The organism is Streptomyces griseoloalbus, from assembly GCA_014650015.1.
Classification (GTDB): domain Bacteria; phylum Actinomycetota; class Actinomycetes; order Streptomycetales; family Streptomycetaceae; genus Streptomyces; species Streptomyces griseoloalbus.
On sequence record BMUD01000006.1, the window covers coordinates 273,937 to 291,754 of the forward strand.

Below are 17,818 nucleotides of genomic sequence, written 5' to 3' on the forward strand. Positions count from 1 at the left end.
ACGTGGGGCGTCTCACATGTCTGCCCGGCGTCTCGTTCCGTGCCGACAGGTGCGAAGATGGGGCTCGGCAGGACAGGGCCCCCACCGAAGGGCCGAGGCAACAAGCGGCCGCACACCAGCCGCCGACCGGTCACTGGAGACCGGCGTGGCGCACATGCATGGAGGACGTGACGTGGCGAACGACGCCAGCACCGTTTTCGACCTAGTGATCCTCGGCGGTGGCAGCGGTGGTTACGCCGCGGCCCTGCGCGGGGCTCAGCTGGGCCTGGACGTCGCCCTGATCGAGAAGGACAAGGTCGGCGGTACCTGCCTGCACCGGGGATGCATCCCCACCAAGGCCCTGCTGCACGCGGGCGAGATCGCCGACCAGGCCCGCGAGAGCGAGCAGTTCGGTGTGAAGGCCAGCTTCGAGGGCATCGACGTACCGGCCGTCCACAAGTACAAGGACGAGGTCGTCTCCGGTCTCTACAAGGGCCTGCAGGGGCTCATCGCCTCCCGCAAGGTGACCTACATCGAGGGTGAGGGCCGGCTGTCCTCCCCCACCTCCGTCGACGTGAACGGTCAGCGTGTCCAGGGCCGTCACATCCTGCTGGCGACCGGCTCCGTGCCGAAGTCGCTGCCGGGCCTGCAGATCGACGGCGACCGCATCATCTCCTCCGACCACGCCCTGGTCCTGGACCGCGTGCCGAAGTCCGCGATCGTCCTGGGCGGCGGCGTGATCGGTGTCGAGTTCGCCTCCGCGTGGAAGTCGTTCGGCTCCGACGTCACGGTCATCGAGGGCCTGAAGCACCTCGTGCCGGTCGAGGACGAGAACTCCTCCAAGCTGCTGGAGCGCGCCTTCCGCAAGCGCGGCATCAAGTTCAACCTGGGCACGTTCTTCCAGAAGGCCGAGTACACCCAGGACGGCGTCAAGGTCACCCTGGCGGACGGCAAGGAGTTCGAGGCCGAGGTCCTGCTCGTCGCCGTCGGCCGCGGCCCGGTCTCCCAGGGTCTGGGTTACGAGGAGGCCGGGGTCGCCATGGACCGCGGCTACGTCCTGGTCGACGAGTACATGCGCACCAACGTCCCGACCATCTCGGCCGTCGGTGACCTCGTCCCGACCCTCCAGCTCGCGCACGTCGGCTTCGCCGAGGGCATCCTGGTGGCGGAGCGCCTGGCCGGTCTGAAGACCGTCCCGATCGACTACGACGGCGTCCCGCGGGTGACGTACTGCCACCCGGAGGTCGCCTCCGTCGGCATCACCGAGGCCAAGGCCAAGGAGATCTACGGCGCGGACAAGGTCGTCGCCCTGAAGTACAACCTGGCGGGCAACGGCAAGAGCAAGATCCTCAAGACCGCGGGCGAGATCAAGCTCGTCCAGGTCAAGGACGGTGCGGTGGTCGGCGTCCACATGGTCGGCGACCGCATGGGCGAGCAGGTCGGCGAAGCCCAGCTGATCTACAACTGGGAGGCGCTGCCGGCCGAGGTGGCCCAGCTCGTGCACGCCCACCCGACGCAGAACGAGGCGCTCGGCGAGGCCCACCTGGCCCTGGCCGGAAAGCCCCTCCACGCCCACGACTGACGCCCCCAGTCCATCGGGCGCGACGACACAGACTTCCGCACTTTCATAAGGAGCAACCGAAACCATGCCGGTTTCCGTAACCCTTCCGGCGCTCGGCGAGAGCGTCACCGAGGGCACTGTCACCCGCTGGCTGAAGGCCGAGGGCGAGCGCGTCGAGGCCGACGAGCCGCTGCTCGAGGTCTCCACCGACAAGGTCGACACCGAGATCCCCGCACCCGCTTCCGGTGTGCTGTCCTCCATCAAGGTCGCCGAGGACGAGACGGTCGAGGTCGGCGCCGAGCTGGCGCTGATCGACGACGGCAGCGGTGCTCCCGCCGCTGCCCCGGCCCCGGCCGCCGAGCAGGCGCCCGTCGCCGAGCAGGCCGCCCCGCCGGCCCCCGAGCCGGCCCCGGCCGCGCAGCCGTCCACCGAGCAGGCCGCTCCCGCCCCGGCGCCCACCGCCGAGGCCGCGGCCGGCGGCGGCGGCGCCGAGGGCACGGACGTGGTCCTGCCCGCGCTCGGCGAGTCCGTCACCGAGGGCACCGTCACCCGCTGGCTGAAGTCGGTCGGTGACACCGTCGAGGCCGACGAGCCGCTGCTGGAGGTGTCGACGGACAAGGTCGACACCGAGATCCCCGCCCCCGCCTCCGGCACCCTGCTGGAGATCGTGGTCGGCGAGGACGAGACGGCCGAGGTGGGTGCCAAGCTCGCCGTCATCGGCGAGGCCGGCGCCGCTCCGGCGGCCGCCCCGGCCCCGGCCGCTCCCGAGGCCCCGGCGCAGCCCGCGCCCGCCCCGGCGCCGCAGCAGGCCGCCCCGGCTCCCGCTCCGGCCGCCCCGGCTCCGGCCCCGGCTCCGCAGGCCCCCGCGGCCCCGGCTCCGGCTCCGGCTCCGGCTCCGCAGCAGGTCACGCCGGCTCCCGCGCCTGCCCCGGCCGCCCCGGCCCCGGCCGCCGCTCCGGCCGCGCCCGCCGCCGCCCAGCCGACGGACGAGGGCGCCTACGTCACCCCGCTGGTGCGCAAGCTCGCCGCCGAGAACGGCGTCGACCTGTCCACCGTCCAGGGCACCGGCGTCGGCGGCCGTATCCGCAAGCAGGACGTCATCACCGCCGCCGAGGCCGCGAAGGCCGCCGCGGCTGCCCCGGCTCCGGCCGCGGCGGCTCCGGCCGCCGCGCCGAAGAAGGCCCCGGTCCTCGAGACCTCCCCGCTGCGCGGTCAGACCGTGAAGATGCCGCGGATCCGCAAGGTCATCGGCGACAACATGGTCAAGGCCCTGCACGAGCAGGCCCAGCTGTCCTCGGTCGTCGAGGTCGACGTCACCCGTCTGATGAAGCTGCGCGCCCGGGCCAAGGACGCGTTCGCGGCGCGCGAGGGCGTCAAGCTCTCCCCGATGCCGTTCTTCGTCAAGGCCGCGGCCCAGGCGCTGAAGGCCCACCCGGCCGTCAACGCCAAGATCAACGAGGCCGAGGGGACCATCACCTACTTCGACACCGAGCACATCGGTATCGCGGTGGACTCCGAGAAGGGCCTGATGACCCCGGTCATCAAGAACGCCGGTGACCTCAACATCGCCGGTATCGCCAAGGCCACGGCCGACCTCGCGTCCAAGGTCCGCGGCAACAAGATCACGCCGGACGAGCTGGCGGGTGGCACCTTCACCATCAGCAACACCGGTTCGCGCGGCGCGCTGTTCGACACGATCATCGTGCCCCCGGGCCAGGTCGCGATCCTCGGCATCGGTGCCACGGTCAAGCGTCCGGCCGTCATCGAGACCGAGGAGGGCACGGTCATCGGCGTCCGCGACATGACCTACCTGACCCTCTCCTACGACCACCGCCTGGTGGACGGTGCCGACGCGGCCCGTTACCTGACGGCGGTCAAGGCGATCCTGGAGGCGGGCGAGTTCGAGGTCGAGCTCGGCCTGTGACCCGCGGTCACTGACACGGTCGTACGGTGCCCCCGTCCGGAAGCTGGTGAAGCTTCCCGGGCGGGGGCACCGGCGTTCGGTGACCATGGTGCCGCCACGCGGCGGCTGTATGGACCGTGTAAGTCTCGTCTCACCTGGGCGAAAGCGCCCTCGTGCGCCGCTCCCGCGCGGGCCGGCCGCCGTATTGTCTAAGCGTCAACGCCCTCTGGGGGGCCGGTGAGCCCCTGTCTAAGGAGCCCTCATGACCGCGCCCGTCGTCCACTCGCTGCGCGAACAGATCCGCGAGCACATCCTGGAAGGGATCATCAGCGGACGCTGGAAGCCGGGCGAGCGGATCGTGGAGCGGCGGATCGCGACCGAGCTGGAGGTCAGCCAGACGCCGGTGCGGGAGGCGCTGCGCGAGCTGGAGTCGCTGCGGCTGATCGAGTCGGCGCCGAACAAGGGCGTGCGGGTGCGGAACCTGACGGCCGCCGACCTGGAGGAGAGCTACCCGGTCCGGGCCGGCCTGGAGGCGATCGCGGCGGAGCTGGCGGCGGCGCGGCTGGCGGAGGACTGCTCGGCGCTGGAGCCGCACGTCGCGGCGCTGTACGAGGCGGACCGGCTGTCCGACGGGACCGGGCAGGTGCGGCACACGGTGGCGTTCCACCGTGAGCTGGTGCGGGCGGCCGGGAACTCGGTGCTGCTGCACACGTGGGAGGGGCTGGGGATCGAGGTGTTCACGGCGCTGTCGATACGGTGGCTGGGGACGGTGCAGCAGTCGTACGCGGAGGAGCACGAGGAACTGGTCGCCGCGTTTCGGCGGCGGGATCCGCGGATCCCGGAGCTGGTCAAGGCGCACGTGCTGGGGTGCGCGCCGCGGGCGTAGAAGGTTCCCTTCGCCCCCGCCCCCCCCGGGCCCCGTTCGCCCGGTTCCCGGCGGCCCCGACAAACCTCGGGGCCGCCGGGAACCGGGCGAACAGCCACGACGTACCCGCACTCGCCCCCCGGCGTCACCACCCGAGCTCTCTTGCGCGCACCCCGCCTCACCTGCGCAAACCCCCGACGCGACAGTCACCCGGTGCCACCGCCGGAGGCACCCCGTGCCTACTTTCTCGTGATCAAGAGATTTTGCCCCTCAACCCTTTGATCGATCATCGATCAGCGAGTTACAGTCGCCAGCGGGCTTCCACCGGAGCCCCCGCCCTGTCCTGCCAAAGACCAAGGGCACCCCGAACCCTTACCGATGAGGGAACCCCCTTCGACTGAGGAAGGCGGCGACATGACCGACCCCAACGCCATCCAGCCGAGCGAGCTCGACCAGCTCCCGGACCGCGACCCCGAGGAGACCGCCGAGTGGCAGGCCTCCCTGGACGCCGTCACCAAGGCGGCCGGGCCGCACCGTGCCGCGTACCTGATGCGCCGCACGCTGGAGCGCGCCGAGGGCGCCGGCATCGCGCTGCCGAAGCTCCTCGAGACCGATTACGTCAACACCATCCCCACCTCCGCCGAGCCCGCCGTGGACGGCGACGAGGAGATGGAGCAGCGGATCACCGCCTGGAACCGCTGGAACGCGGCGGCCATGGTGACCCGCGGCAGCAAATACGGCGTCGGCGGCCACATCGCCACCTTCGCCTCCGCCGCGTGGCTCTACGAGACCGGCTTCAACCACTTCTTCCGCGGCAAGGAGGGCGACGGCTCGGGCGACCAGCTCTACATCCAGGGCCACGCCTCCCCCGGCATCTACGCCCGCGCCTTCCTCGACGGCCGGATCAACGAGGGCCACCTGGACAACTTCCGCCGTGAGGCGGGCGGCAACGGCCTTCCCTCGTATCCGCACCCGCGGCGCCTGCCCTGGCTGTGGGAGTTCCCGACGGTCTCCATGGGCCTCGGGCCGATCTCCGCGATCTACCAGGCGCGGTTCAACCGTTACCTGACCAGCCGCGGCATCAAGGACGTCTCCGAATCGCACGTCTGGGCGTTCCTCGGTGACGGCGAGATGGACGAGCCCGAGTCGACGACCGCGCTCACCCTCGCCTCCCGCGAGCAGCTGGACAACCTGACCTTCGTCATCAACTGCAACCTGCAGCGCCTGGACGGCCCGGTCCGCGCCAACTTCAAGATCGTGCAGGAGCTGGAGGCCCAGTTCCGCGGCGCCGGCTGGAACGTCATCAAGACCCTGTGGGGCACGGCGTGGGACGAGCTGTTCCAGCTCGACACCACGGGCGCGCTGGTCCGCCGGCTGCGCGAGGTACCCGACGCGCAGGTGCAGACGTACCAGACGCGCGACGCCGCCTACATCCGCGAGGACTTCTTCGGCAAGGACCCGGCGCTCGTCGAGATGGCGAAGCTGCTGAGCGACGACAAGATCCTCGAGTGCTTCCACTTCTCGCGCGGCGGCCACGAGGCCCGCAAGGTCTACGCCGCCTACAAGGCCGCGCTCGCCCACAAGGGCGCGCCGACCGTGATCCTGGCGCAGACGGTCAAGGGCCACACCCTCGGTGACGGCTTCGCCTCGAAGAACGCCAACCACCAGATGAAGAAGCTGACGGTGGACGAGTTCAAGGCGATGCGCGACCGCCTGGGCCTGCCGGTCAAGGACAGCGACTTCGTCGACGGCGTGGTCCCCTACGGTCACCCGGGCGCCGACTCCCCCGAGGTCCGTTACCTCCAGGAGCGCCGCGCGGCGCTCGGCGGTCCGGCCCCGGCCCGCCGCGTCCACCCGGTCGCCCCGCTGCCCGCGCCCGCCGACAAGGCGTTCACCGCCTTCGACAAGGGCTCCGGCTCGCAGAACGTGGCCACCACCATGGCCTTCGTCCGCCTGGTCAAGGACCTGGTCCGCGACAAGGAGACCGGCAGGCGCTGGGTGCCGATCGTCCCCGACGAGGCGCGCACCTTCGGCATGGAGAGCCTCTTCCCGTCCCTCGGCATCTACTCGCCGATGGGGCAGACGTACGAGCCGGTCGACCGCGACCAGCTGATGTACTACAAGGAAGCCAAGAACGGGCAGATCTTCAACGAGGGCATCACCGAGGCCGGTGCCATGGCCGAGTTCATCGCCGCCTCGACGTCGTACGCGACGCACGGCGAGACGATGATCCCGTTCTACATCTACTACTCGATGTTCGGCTGGCAGCGCACCGGCGACCAGATGTGGCAGCTCGGCGACCAGCTCGGCCGCGGCTTCCTCGTCGGCGCCACGGCCGGCCGTACGACGCTGACGGGCGAGGGCCTGCAGCACGCCGACGGCCACTCGCCGGTCATCGCGGCGACCAACCCGGCGGCGCTGACGTACGACCCGGCGTTCGCGTACGAGATCGGGGTCATCGTCAAGGAGGGTCTGCGCCGGATGTTCGGCGAGGCCCTGCCCGGCGAGGACCAGAACGTCTTCTACTACCTGACGGTCTACAACGAGCCGCTGCCGCAGCCCGCCAAGCCGTCGGCCGCCGGTGTCGACGAGGGCATCGTCAAGGGCCTGTACCGCTTCAACACGGCGGAGTCGGCCGGCCTGTCCCCGGCGGCGAACTCCCCGCGCATCCAGCTGCTCGGCTCCGGTACGGCGATCCACTGGGCGCTGAAGGCGCAGCGGATGCTCTCCGAGGAGTGGGGCGTGGCCGCCGACGTCTGGTCCGCCACCTCGTGGACGGAGCTGCGCCGGGACGCCATGGAGGCCGACGAGGCGCTGCTGCGCGGCGAGGACCGGATGCCGTTCGTCCGGCAGGCGCTGCAGGGCGCCGAGGGCCCGGTGCTGGCGGTCTCCGACTACATGCGCCAGGTCCCGGACCAGATCGCGCAGTGGGTCGAGCAGGACTACACGTCGCTGGGCGCCGACGGCTTCGGTCTGTCGGACACCCGTGACGCGGCCCGCCGCCACTTCGGTGTCGACGCCGAGTCCATCGTCGTCGCGGCCCTGGCCCAGCTGGCCCGGCGCGGCGAGGTGCGGGCGGCGGCCGTGAAGGAAGCGCGCGAGAAGTACGGCCTCTGAAAGGCCTGATCGTGCAGGAGGCCCCCGCCGCGGCGGGGGCCTCTTGCATGATGGGCCCCATGCGTGCTGCCCGGTTGATCAAAATGGTGCTGTTGCTGCAGTCCCGGCCGTCCATGACCGCCGCCGAGCTGGCGCGGGAGCTGGAGGTGTCGGAGCGGACCGTCACCCGGGACGCGCAGGCCCTGTCGGAGGCCGGGGTACCGGTGTACGCGGACCGGGGGCGGATCGGCGGATACCGGCTGGTCGGCGGGTACCGGACGCGGCTGACGGGGCTGGCCCGCAGCGAGGCGGAGGCGCTGTTCCTGTCCGGGGTGCCGGGCGCGCTGCGCGAGATGGGGCTGGAGGACGCCGCATCGGCGGCCCGGCTGAAGGTGTCGGCGGCGCTGCTGCCGTCCCTGCGGGACGCGTCCCGGACGGCCGCGCAGCGTTTCCACCTGGACGCCCCGAACTGGTTCCGTGAGCCGCAGACGCCGGAGCTGCTGCCCGCCGTCGCCGACGCGGTGTGGGACGACCGGCGGATCACCACCCGCTACCGGCGCGACGACACCGATGTGGAGCGGGAGTTGGAGCCGTACGGGCTCGTGCTCAAGGCGGGCGTCTGGTACCTGTGCGCGCGGGTGGCGGGGGGCGGGGCCTTCCGGGTGTACCGGATCGACCGGTTCACGGCGGTGGACACGGGCGAGGCACGCTTCGAGCGGGCGGAGGACTTCGATCTGCCCGCGTTCTGGGAAGAGCGGGCGGAGCAGTTCGCGCGCTCGATCCTGCGGACGGAGGTCGTGGTGCGGCTGTCGGCGGAGGGCGCGCGCCGGCTTCCGTACGTCGTTGATCCGCTGTCGGCCCGGGAGGCGCTGGCCCGGGCGGACGAGCCGGACGGGGGCGGGCGGGTGACGGTGACCCTGCCGGTGGAGTCCGAGGAGGTCGCCCATACGCAGCTGACGGCGCTGGGGGCGGAGGTGGAGGTGCTGGCACCGCGGGGCCTGCGGGAGCGGTTCGCGGCTCAGGCGGCACGGCTGGCGGAGCTGTACCGGCCGCGATAGTGCGCGCACTCCGGGTGCGTCGCCCGTTCCCAGGGCCGATGCTGGACGCGTGATGGACGAGACGGAGTTCTGGGAGCTGGTGGACACCGCGCGGGAGGACGCCGAGGGCGACCCGGAGGAGCAGGCCGACCTGCTCGTGGAGCGGCTCGTGCGGCTGGACCCGGAGGCGGTCCTGGACTTCGCCCGTCACTTCGAGTCCCGCTACCACCGCGCCTACCACTGGGATCTGTGGGGCGCCGCGTGGGTGCTGCTGGACGGGGCGAGCGACGACGCGTTCGACTACTTCCGGTGCTGGCTGATCGGCCAGGGCCGGGAGGTGTTCGAGGGCGCGCTGCACGACCCGGACGCGCTCGCCGACCTGCTGGACGACTTCGACGAGGAGATCGACGGCGACGGCGAGGACCTCGGCTATGCGGCGGACGAGGCCTACGAGCAGCTCACCGGCACGGTGGCGTCCGACCTCGGCCTGCCTCCGGCCCCGGCGGAGCCGGAGGGCACGCCGCTCGACTTCGAGAACGAGGCCCTGCTCGCCGAACGCTACCCGCGGCTCTGGGAGCGGTTCCGGGGCTGAGCCGCGGGTGGCGCGCCGGGGGCCGGTTCACAGGCGGCGGTGCGGGCCGGGTGCGTGGCGCAGGGGTGCGGCGTTCGCCTGCATGAGGGCGGAGGCGGTGTGGGCTGCCGGGCCCAGGACGACGGCCGCGACGGCGCACAGGGCCGTCCAGGGGCGGCGCAGGGCGTCCGCCCAGTTGGTACTTCGGTCACGGGTGTTGTCGTTCATCGGATCTGCTCTTCGTTCTGTGTGTCGCTGTTCTGTGGGGTGTTCTGTGTGTCGCTGTCCTGTAGGGCGTTCTGTGTGTCGTGCCGGGTGTCGATCCGTGTGCCGCGGCCCTGGAGGCGGGCCGCGAGGGTCCTGATGTCCGGGAGGCGTGCCTGCAGGGCGGCGCCCGGGCAGTCGGTCATGTAGCCGTCGCTGTGGCCCGCGAGCGCGGGCAGCGTGGCGGTGGAGCCGGCCGCGTAGCGGCTGCCGCCGTTGCTGGAGACCAGCCGGACGTCGGCGCGCGGGTCGGTGCCGGACGTGCCGAGCTTCCAGGCGGACACCGCGGCGATCGCCCGCAGCATCACGCCCGGCACGTCGGCGCCCTCGGTGAAGGTGCCGAGGGCGGCGATACCGGTGGTGCGGTGGTTGAAGCCCTGGGTGTGGGCGCCGGTGACGGCGCGGTCGGCGCCTCCCGCGCGGCCCTCGTAGATGGTGCCGCAGCGGTCGACGACGAAGTTGTAGCCGAGGTCGTCCCAGTCGCGGCCGAGGATCTGGCCCTCGTACAGGCCGCGGATGATGCCGGGCGCGTCCGCGCAGTCGTAGCCGTTGGGCGAGTCGGTGTGGTGGATGAAGACGGCGACGACCTCGTCGTCGTAGCGCGGGCGCGGCTGTTCGCGGGCGTCGCCGCCCAGCCAGGCCGAGCGCGGCACGATGGGCGGCCGGGGCGCCTGGTGGGCGGCCGTCGTCCGCGCGGCGGTACCGGCGGGGGACTCGGCGGCGTGTTCGACGCCGTAGGCGCACAGCACCAGGGCGAGGGCGGCGGCGAGGCCCGGCAGACAGCCGAGCGGTGCCGTGACGGCCCTGGGCAGGCGCGGGGTGCCGGGCCCGCCGGGTATCCGGGGGGAGCGGCGCTTCCGCGCTCCGCGCGGTCTCCTGAGGACACGCATGGTCTCACTGTGGATCCGGTCCGCCCGGTCCGCGATATGTGGTGTGCCACTCGGAGGAACCATCGTCCCGGTCCGCGACGTTTTCCCCGGTACACGCGCGCGTGGCCGCATTCCCGCGGCCGTCGCGCGCGTGGCTGATCAACGGGCCCCTCCCCCACGTATGTGTGGGCCCGAGAGAAAGGCGGCGTGCGTGGACCTGCTCGACATCCTGCTGTTGCCGGTCGTCCTGGCCTACGCGGCGTCCGGTTACCGGCGCGGTCTGCTGGCCGGCTGTGTCTCGCTGGCCGGATTCGTGGGCGGTGCGGTCGTCGGTGTGTGGCTCCTGCCGTGGGTGATGGACCTGGTGACACCGGGGACGACCCGGGCGACGGTGGCGGCCGTGTTCACGGTGCTGCTGCCGGCGGTGGCGGGCCACGAGCTGGCGGGGCGGCCGGCGCTGCGGCTGCGGCGGGAGCTGGACCGGGGGCCGCTGAGGGTGGCGGACGGGATCGGCGGCGCCGTGGCCAACTCGGTGGCGGTGCTGATCGTGGCGTGGGTGGCGGCGAGCGTGCTGGGCGCGTCCTCGTCCCCGCTGGTGACGTCGGCGATCCGGGACTCGCGGCTGCTGGGCTCGGTGCAGGACGTGATGCCGGACACCACTCCGGGCTGGTTCTCCGGGGCCACCACGGCGCTGACGGAGGCGGGTTTCCCGCAGGTGTTCAACCCGTTCGAGAACGAGTCGACGGCCGAGGTCGCCGAGCCGTCCGGGGACAGCGTCACGGAGGCCGCCACCCTGGCCGCCCAGCGCAGCACGGTGAAGGTCGAGGGCGTGGCGGGCACCCAGGGCCGCGAGGGCAGCGGCTTCGTGTACGCGCGGGAGCACGTGATGACCAACGCCCATGTGGTGGCCGGGATCGACGAGCCGACGGTGCGCGTGGGCGGGGTCGGACGGACGTATGAGGCGCGGGTGGTGCTGTTCGACCCGCGCAAGGACGTGGCCGTGCTGTACGTGCCGGACCTGCGGGCGCCCGTGCTGCGGTTCGACGACGACGCCGGGCGCGGCGACGCGGCGGTCGTCGCCGGCTATCCGCAGGACGGCGACCTGAACCTGCAGGCGGCGACGGTCGCCGGCCGGGTGCAGGCCAGGGGGCAGAACATCTACAACGACGAGACGGTCACCCGTGAGGTCTACTCGATCCGCTCCACGGTCCGCCCCGGCAACTCCGGCGGCCCGCTGCTGACCACCGGCGGCCGGGTGTACGGCGTGGTCTTCGCGCGCTCGACCTCGGACGCCGAGACCGGTTACGTGCTGACGGCGGACGAGGTCGCGGACGACGCGGAGCGCGCGGCGCGGGCGACGGCGCCGGTGGACACGGGGCAGCCGGCGATCTCGTAGGGCCGGCCGGTCAGATCAGGGACCGGCCCATCAGGATGTCGTCGACGTACGCGCCGTCGAGGAAGAACTCCTCCGGCTGTACGCCCTCCACGACGAACCCCTCGGACTCGTACAGCTTGCGGGCGGCGGTGTTGTGGCCGAGCACGCGCAGGGTGATCCGGCGGGCGCCGCGCTCCCGTGCCTCCGCGACGGCGGCCCGCACCAGGGCCCGTCCCACGCCCAGCCCGCGCGCCTCCCCCGCGACGGCGAGGCCCCGGATCTGCCGCACATGCGTGTTGGAGGCGAGCTCGGTGGGGAAACCGAGGCGGACGTAGCCGACGAGCCGGCCCTCGTACTCGGCGACACGGTGGTCCCGGGGCCCGGAGCGCTCGCTGAAGAAGGAGTCGTACGGCGGCTGCGGCGGCGGGGTCACGGCGTGCAGCGGGGACCAGGTCGCGCGGTCGAGGCGGGCCAGTTCGCCCTCGTCGTCGGGGCGGGCGGTGCGTATGAGCGGTTCGGGCATGAGGGTCACTGTACGGCCGGGGCGCCCGGCCATGTCCGTGATTTCCGGGCGGGGCGGGGCAGGATGGACGCCATGGAACGTTCCCGAATCGCGGTGGCCGGTGCGTCCGGGCTCATCGGCGGCGCCCTGGTGCGGTCCCTGACGGCGGACGGGCACGAGGTGGTCCGGCTGGTGCGGGGTGCGCCGGGGGCGGCGGACGAGGTCCGGTGGGATCCGGAGCGGGGTTCCGTGGACGCGGACGGGCTCGCCGGGTGCGACGCCGTCGTCAACCTGGCGGGGGCCGGGGTCGGCGACCGGCGCTGGACGGCGGCGTACAAGGCGCGGATCCGGGCCGGCCGGGTGCGGGGCACGGCCGCGCTCGCCGAGGCCGTCGCCGGGCTGCCCGAGGGCGTACGGCCCCGGGTGTTCGTGAACGGCAGCGCGATCGGCTACTACGGCGAGACCGGTGACCGGACGGTGGACGAGAGCGCGCCACCGGGCGAGGGCTTTCTGCCGCGATTGTGCGTGGAGTGGGAGGCCGCCGCGGCACCGGCGCGGGAGGCGGGCGTGCGGACCGCGTTCGCGCGGACCGGGCTGGTGGTGGCCCACGGCGGCGGGGCGTGGGGCCGGCTCTTCCCGCTGTTCCGGGCGGGGCTGGGCGGGCGGATGGGCGACGGGCGCCAGTTCTGGTCGTTCGTCGCGCTGCACGACGAGGTGGCCGCGCTGCGCCATCTCCTGGACACCGAGGGGCTGTCCGGGCCGTTCAATCTGACGGCCCCGCATCCGGTGACCAACCGGGAGGTCACCGAGGCGATGGCTCACGTGCTGCACCGGCCGGCGGTCTTCGCGGTGCCGGCGCCCGTGCTGCGGACGGTGCTCGGGGAGATGGCCGGGGATGTGCTGGGCAGTGCCCGGGTGGTGCCGGCGCGGCTGCTGGAGTCGGGCTTCCGGTTCGCGTTCCCCCGGATCGAGGGAGCGATCCGGGCGGCGCTGTGAACGCACGCGAGCGTGCGGCGCGTAACCGCAGATGACCGCGCGCGACGGCGATGCGCAAGGAACTGAGCTCCCTGCGACCACATCGTGCCCATCCGGTGTGTGTATGCGACCGTCGTGCGCCCGTGCTCTGTCCATGCGCGACTGACCCCGGGGCCGATCACGGTCCTAACCTCGACCAGGACTCGGGTATCCCTGGGGCCTGTTGAGGGCATGACGTCTCCAGCGCCCGCGCAACCTCGAGGAGGGGCACGTGCTTGAGCCCACGTACCAGGCGGACGTCGTCGTCGTGGGAGCCGGGATCGCCGGACTCTCCGCGGCGCGACGACTGACCAGCGCAGGAGTCACCACCATGGTCCTGGAGGCCGCCCATGAGGTGGGCGGCCGTATGGCGACCGAGAAGGTCGACGGCTTCCGGCTCGACAGAATCGGCCGGTTGCTGTCCACGGCGTATCCCGAACTACGGCTGACCCCCGGCCTCGACGGGCTCGCCCTGAGCCTCTTCGCACCCGGCGTCCTGCTGCACAGCGACGGACGGCACCATCGCGCGGGCGTGCAGCCCGGCACACGGGGCGCGAGGGGCGCCCTCCACGCGGTGCGCGCCCTGGCGAGCGCCCCGCGGCCGGGGCCCGGCCCCAGGAGGCCGGTGGCCGTGCCCGGACGGCAGGTGTCGGCGCCCCGCAGCCGCACCGGCGCTCCGCTGGGCACGGCGGTCGACCAGGCCCGCCTGGGCGCCGCGTTCACCAAGCTCGCGGGCACGCCCGTGGAACGGCTGCTGGCCCGGCCCGAGATGCCCGCGGCCGAGGCGCTGGTGGCCCGGGGGCTGCCCGCCCGCACCATCGACGGCTTCCTGCGTCCGCTGCTCTCCGCCCTGCTGTGCGACCCGGATCTCACCACTTCGAGCCGGTCCGCGGATCTCGCGCTGCGGGCCTTCGCGAGCGGGCGGCTGTGTCTGCCGGAGGGCGGCGCCGAGGCGCTGCCGCAGCAACTGGCCCGGACGCTGCCGCCGGGCACGGTGCACACGGGGGTGCGGGTCACCTCCGTGTCCACGAACTCGGTGACCACTGCCGAGCACGGCGAGTTCCGGTGCGGCGCGGTACTGATCGCGACCGGGGCGCGGGCCGCCGCCGAGCTGCTGCCCGGCCTGCGGGTGCCCGGCTTCCACCCGGTGACGGTGGTGCACCACACGACCGACGAGCCCCCGGCGACCGGTGCCTCGCTGCTGCTCGACGCCGACCGGGGCGGCCCGGTCGCGCACACGGCGGTCGTCAGCCGGGTCGACCCGTCCCGCGCCCCGGCCGGCCGCACCCTGGTGACGTCGACGGTCCTCGGCCCGCACACACCGGACATCGACACCGCCGTACGCGTGCACCTGGCCCGGCTCTACGGCATGTCGACGGCGCGCTGGGAAACCCTGGGCGTGCACCACACCGCCGAGGCGGTTCCCGCCATGCGCCCGCCACATGATCTGCGCCGCACGGTGCGCCTGCTGGCGGGCCTGTACGTCTGCGGCGACCACCGCGACACCGGGACGGTCCAGGGGGCCCTGCACTCGGCTCACCGGGCCTCGGCGGCGATCCTGGCGGACCTGGGCGTGGGGCGCCCGCTGCACACGGCGGATCCGGTGCCGACGGCTCGCGCGGCCTGACCGCGCGTCGGGTGGGGCGAGTCGGTCATTCCGGGTTGGCGGGGTGCACGGTGCCGGTGCGGGCCGGGGGGCTGCTCATCCCGGCGTTGGCGGGTGCACGGTGCCGGGGGTGGGCCGGGGGAGGTTGCGCAGCCCGGCGCTCACGGGGTGCCGCCGCGCCCACCCGTGCCGCCCCAGCGGCACGACTGCCCGCAGTGGGCGGCAGTGGCTGCCCGCGGTGGGCGGCTGTGGCTGCCCGCAGTGGGCGGCGATGGCCGCGTACGGCGCGAAGGGGACGGGGCGGGGGTGTTCGCCCGCAGTGGCTGGCGCGTCCGCACCCCCCGCTTCTCAAGTAACCGATTCCGCGCCAGTCCGAGGACGGACACCCCCGACCCGGCCCCGACCCACCCACCACCCACAGGCGCTACAGCGACCCCCACCGAAGCCGCACATGCGCCGCAGGCAGACAACCCTCACCCCCACCGAACCGAACCCCGCACCGCAGGCATCCCCCACGGCCGTCAGCCGTAGGCGGCGACCTTGTCGCGGTAGGTGCGGACGGGGGCCGCGTCGCGATAGGGCTCCAGTCTGCGTTCGAAGTCGCGGACGTACTCCACTGCCCGTACGGAACGCATCTCGGCGGCCTGGGCGGCGGCCTCGGCGGCCAGATGACACGCCTGGTCGAGTTCGCCGAGGCCCAGGCGGGCGGTGGCCAGGACCATCCGGCAGAACAGCCGGCTGCGGGCGTAGCCCGGGGCCCGCAGCTGCAGGGAGCGCTCCGCGTGCTGCGCGGCGGCGCGGAACTGCTGGAGGTCCCGGTGGCAGTGGCCGAACTCGTCGGCGAGCTGCGCCTCGTCGAAGAAGCGCGCCCAGTGCGGGACCTCGTCGCCGGGCCGGGCGCTCTCCAGGGCACGTTCGGCCCGTACCAGCGCGGCCGTGCAGGCCCGCACCTCGCCGAGCACCCCGTGCCCGCGCGCCTCGGCGGCGTGCAGCAGCGCCTGCACGACGGGCGGGGCGGAGCCGCCCGCACCCTGCTGGGCGACCCGCGCGAGCTGTACGGCCTCCCGCCCGTGGCCGAGGTAGACGGCCTGGCGGCTCATGGTGACCAGGACGTACGCGCCGTAGGGCCGGTCCCCCGCCACCTGCGCGAGCCGCAGCGCCTGGACGAAGTAGCGCTGCGCGAGTCCGTGCGCGGCGATGTCGTACGACGTCCAGCCGGCCAGCCGCGTCAGCTCGGCGGCGGCCGCGAACAGACGGCGGCCGGTCTGCTCGCCGTAGGTGCCGCGCAGCATCGGCTCGCACTCGTGCTCCAGATAGCGCACGAGCGCCTGGCGGGCGTGGCCGCCTCCGTAGGCGTCGTCGAGGGTGCGGAACAGCTCACCGACCGAGCGCAGCGCGGCGATGTCACCGCCGGTGACCCGGTGGCCGGGGGCGCGTTCGGCCGTACCGCGCCGGCGGGCGGCGAGATCCGACGGGCCCGGCGGGCGGGGCGACGGGCGGCCCTGGGCGGGGACCCGCAACGGCGGCTCCGCGCGGGCCACCTTCTCGTCGGCGCGCCCGATGAGCCAGTCCCGGCTCGGCACGACCAGCCCCGCCGAGGTGAAGGCGATCTTGCGCAGCTCGGCATGGCTGCCGGAGTCCTTGCGCCACAGCCCGCTGACGATGTCGACGGCCTCCTCGGGGCCGGCGGCGAACTCCAGACCGGCGTAGACCGGCGCGCAGGCGTCCAGGCCCAGGTCCTGGGCGGTCAGGCGGCGGCCCAGGCGCCGGGTGAAGACCTCGGCGATCAGCGCCGGGGTGGTGCCCCTCGGCTGCTGCCCGCGCAGCCAGCGGGTGACGGATGTCTTGTCGTATCTGAGGTCGAGCCCGTGTTCGAGACCGAGCTGGTCCACGCGACGGGCGAGTCCCGCGTTGGAGAACCCCGCTTCTGCGATGAGCGCGGCGAGCTGTCGGTTGGGGGTGCGCTGCGCGGGTCGTTCCGTCATCTGCGGTGCGGTCTCCTGCCTTCCGGCTGAACGAGTGTGCCCGGATTGCCTGTGAGCAGCCCTTATGGCCTTACGGACGGCGCGAATGTAGCGGAGAGTAAACACCCGATCGCACATTTCGATTCGGCATTCATCCGATCGTGTGAGGATTTACCGGAAAGCTGACGAGCGACCGACGAACAGCCACGCGCGACGGGCAGCCGACCGCCACGCGCGACGAGCGGCCGACCGCCACACGCGACGAGCGGCCGACCGCCACGCGCGACGGGCGAGCGGCGAACGGGCGGCTGCCGATCGAGGCCCGGCCGCACGGTCGTACAGTGGCTTGGGCGCGTTTCGTGCCTTACGACCTTCTAGGGAGGCGCTTGCCGTGAGTGAGCTGCGGTTCGTCCGGATGGGCTTCGGTGCCGAGGCCGTCGACTATCAGCTGGCCTGGGACGAGCAGCGCCGGGTGCACGCCGCCCGCTTCGCCGACGAGGTGCCCGACACCGTGATCCTCCTGGAACACCCCCCGGTCTACACGGCCGGCCGGCGCACCGAGGACAGCGAGCGCCCCCTCGACGGCACCCCGGTCGTCGACGTGGACCGCGGCGGCAAGATCACCTGGCACGGCCCCGGCCAGCTCGTGGGCTACCCGATCCAGAAGCTGCCCCGCCCGGTGGACGTGGTCGCCCATGTCCGGCGCCTGGAGGAGGCCCTGATCCGCACCTGCGCCGAGTTCGGCCTGGAGACCACCCGGATCGAGGGCCGCAGCGGTGTGTGGGTGCTGGGCGACCCCGTCGAACAGCGCCCCGCGCTCGGCGGCCTCTCCCTGGACTTCGACCCCCGGCTGCACGACGAGGAGTTCGACCCCCGGCTCAACGGTCCTGAGTACGCCCCCTCCAACGCCGGCCAGCGCCGCGAGGACCGCAAGATCGCGGCGATCGGCATCCGCGTGGCCAAGGGGGTCACGATGCACGGCTTCGCGCTCAACGTGAACCCCGACAACAAGTGGTTCGACCGGATCATCCCGTGCGGGATCCGCGACGCGGGCGTCGCCTCGCTGGCCGCGGAGCTGGGCCGCGACGTGACCATCGACGAGGTGCTGCCGGTCGTGGAACGGCACCTGCGGGACGTCCTGGAGAACGCGGAGCCGAAGCCGCGGGAGATCGAGCGGACACCGGCGGCATAAAACCGGTCCGTCCGGCGTTC

14 protein-coding genes are annotated in these 17,818 nt (G+C 73.1%); 10 read left to right on the plus strand and 4 right to left on the minus strand.

Going from position 1 to position 17,818, the window contains the following annotated elements; genetic code table 11:
- The first annotated feature begins 172 nt into the window (after positions 1 to 172).
- From lpdA to IE178_RS11945, 6 genes are all read left to right on the plus strand, one after another.
- Positions 173 to 1,561 carry a dihydrolipoyl dehydrogenase gene (lpdA, locus tag IE178_RS11920; protein WP_184763296.1) on the plus strand — a complete coding sequence of 463 codons (1,389 nt, stop codon included), beginning with the start codon at positions 173 to 175 and terminating at the stop codon, positions 1,559 to 1,561.
- 64 nt (positions 1,562 to 1,625) lie between these two features.
- The gene (gene sucB / locus IE178_RS11925; protein ID WP_193512202.1) at positions 1,626 to 3,464 is read left to right on the plus strand and encodes a 2-oxoglutarate dehydrogenase, E2 component, dihydrolipoamide succinyltransferase; all 1,839 of its coding nucleotides are present in this window, start codon (positions 1,626 to 1,628) and stop codon (positions 3,462 to 3,464) included.
- 241 nt (positions 3,465 to 3,705) lie between these two features.
- Positions 3,706 to 4,329 (plus strand): GntR family transcriptional regulator, encoded by a 624-nt coding sequence (locus IE178_RS11930; protein ID WP_184763294.1) that lies wholly within the window; start codon positions 3,706 to 3,708, stop codon positions 4,327 to 4,329.
- Positions 4,330 to 4,722: 393 nt separating this feature from the next.
- Complete coding sequence (gene aceE, locus IE178_RS11935; RefSeq protein ID WP_184763293.1) at positions 4,723 to 7,425, plus strand: pyruvate dehydrogenase (acetyl-transferring), homodimeric type; 2,703 nt, start codon at positions 4,723 to 4,725, stop codon at positions 7,423 to 7,425.
- Between the two features lie 59 nt (positions 7,426 to 7,484).
- Positions 7,485 to 8,462, plus strand: coding sequence for a helix-turn-helix transcriptional regulator (locus tag IE178_RS11940; RefSeq protein ID WP_184763292.1), 978 nt, complete (start codon positions 7,485 to 7,487; stop codon positions 8,460 to 8,462).
- A 52-nt stretch (positions 8,463 to 8,514) separates the two neighbouring features.
- Positions 8,515 to 9,033, plus strand: coding sequence for a DUF4240 domain-containing protein (locus tag IE178_RS11945; RefSeq protein ID WP_184763673.1), 519 nt, complete (start codon positions 8,515 to 8,517; stop codon positions 9,031 to 9,033).
- Positions 9,034 to 9,060: 27 nt separating this feature from the next.
- On the opposite strand, the gene IE178_RS11950 is transcribed toward IE178_RS11945, so the two are convergent.
- Together IE178_RS11950 and IE178_RS11955 are read right to left on the minus strand one after the other, a co-directional pair.
- Entirely contained in the window at positions 9,061 to 9,240 is a 180-nt protein-coding gene (locus IE178_RS11950) for a hypothetical protein (RefSeq protein WP_184763291.1), read from the minus strand.
- On the minus strand, positions 9,237 to 10,166 hold the full coding sequence (locus tag IE178_RS11955; RefSeq protein ID WP_318279994.1) for a peptidoglycan recognition protein family protein: 930 nt from the start codon (positions 10,164 to 10,166) through the stop codon (positions 9,237 to 9,239). Before IE178_RS11955 ends, IE178_RS11950 begins: the two co-directional genes overlap by 4 nt.
- A 190-nt stretch (positions 10,167 to 10,356) precedes the next feature.
- Here IE178_RS11955 and IE178_RS11960 point away from each other — a divergent pair, with 190 nt between their 5' ends.
- Entirely contained in the window at positions 10,357 to 11,541 is a 1,185-nt protein-coding gene (locus tag IE178_RS11960) for a MarP family serine protease (RefSeq protein WP_193512204.1), read from the plus strand.
- A 10-nt stretch (positions 11,542 to 11,551) separates the two neighbouring features.
- Here the strand turns inward: IE178_RS11960 and IE178_RS11965 are convergent, their stop codons facing one another.
- Positions 11,552 to 12,043, minus strand: coding sequence for a GNAT family N-acetyltransferase (locus IE178_RS11965; RefSeq protein ID WP_184763288.1), 492 nt, complete (start codon positions 12,041 to 12,043; stop codon positions 11,552 to 11,554).
- 72 nt (positions 12,044 to 12,115) lie between these two features.
- Here IE178_RS11965 and IE178_RS11970 point away from each other — a divergent pair, with 72 nt between their 5' ends.
- Both IE178_RS11970 and IE178_RS11975 read left to right on the plus strand, forming a co-directional pair.
- Positions 12,116 to 13,018 carry a TIGR01777 family oxidoreductase gene (locus IE178_RS11970; protein ID WP_193512205.1) on the plus strand — a complete coding sequence of 301 codons (903 nt, stop codon included), beginning with the start codon at positions 12,116 to 12,118 and terminating at the stop codon, positions 13,016 to 13,018.
- Positions 13,019 to 13,268: 250 nt separating this feature from the next.
- Positions 13,269 to 14,663, plus strand: a complete 1,395-nt coding sequence (locus tag IE178_RS11975) for an NAD(P)/FAD-dependent oxidoreductase (protein ID WP_193512206.1) — start codon at positions 13,269 to 13,271, stop codon at positions 14,661 to 14,663.
- Positions 14,664 to 15,163: 500 nt separating this feature from the next.
- On the opposite strand, the gene IE178_RS11980 is transcribed toward IE178_RS11975, so the two are convergent.
- Complete coding sequence (locus IE178_RS11980) at positions 15,164 to 16,627, minus strand: NsdA family TPR-like regulatory protein (RefSeq protein WP_184765507.1); 1,464 nt, start codon at positions 16,625 to 16,627, stop codon at positions 15,164 to 15,166.
- A 370-nt stretch (positions 16,628 to 16,997) separates the two neighbouring features.
- Here IE178_RS11980 and lipB point away from each other — a divergent pair, with 370 nt between their 5' ends.
- Positions 16,998 to 17,798: a lipoyl(octanoyl) transferase LipB gene (lipB, locus tag IE178_RS11985; RefSeq protein ID WP_184765506.1), complete on the plus strand. Its 801-nt coding sequence runs from the start codon at positions 16,998 to 17,000 to the stop codon at positions 17,796 to 17,798.
- Positions 17,799 to 17,818 lie beyond the last annotated feature (20 nt).

Coding starts and splice junctions, on each gene's coding strand:
- sucB (WP_193512202.1), top strand. CDS start 1,626: ATGCCGGTTTCCGTAACCCTTCCGGCGCTCGGCGAGAGCGTCACCGAG.
- IE178_RS11930 (WP_184763294.1), top strand. CDS start 3,706: ATGACCGCGCCCGTCGTCCACTCGCTGCGCGAACAGATCCGCGAGCAC.
- aceE (WP_184763293.1), top strand. CDS start 4,723: ATGACCGACCCCAACGCCATCCAGCCGAGCGAGCTCGACCAGCTCCCG.
- IE178_RS11940 (WP_184763292.1), top strand. CDS start 7,485: ATGCGTGCTGCCCGGTTGATCAAAATGGTGCTGTTGCTGCAGTCCCGG.
- IE178_RS11945 (WP_184763673.1), top strand. CDS start 8,515: ATGGACGAGACGGAGTTCTGGGAGCTGGTGGACACCGCGCGGGAGGAC.
- IE178_RS11950 (WP_184763291.1), bottom strand. CDS start 9,240: ATGAACGACAACACCCGTGACCGAAGTACCAACTGGGCGGACGCCCTG.
- IE178_RS11955 (WP_318279994.1), bottom strand. CDS start 10,166: ATGCGTGTCCTCAGGAGACCGCGCGGAGCGCGGAAGCGCCGCTCCCCC.
- IE178_RS11965 (WP_184763288.1), bottom strand. CDS start 12,043: ATGCCCGAACCGCTCATACGCACCGCCCGCCCCGACGACGAGGGCGAA.
- IE178_RS11970 (WP_193512205.1), top strand. CDS start 12,116: ATGGAACGTTCCCGAATCGCGGTGGCCGGTGCGTCCGGGCTCATCGGC.
- IE178_RS11980 (WP_184765507.1), bottom strand. CDS start 16,627: ATGACGGAACGACCCGCGCAGCGCACCCCCAACCGACAGCTCGCCGCG.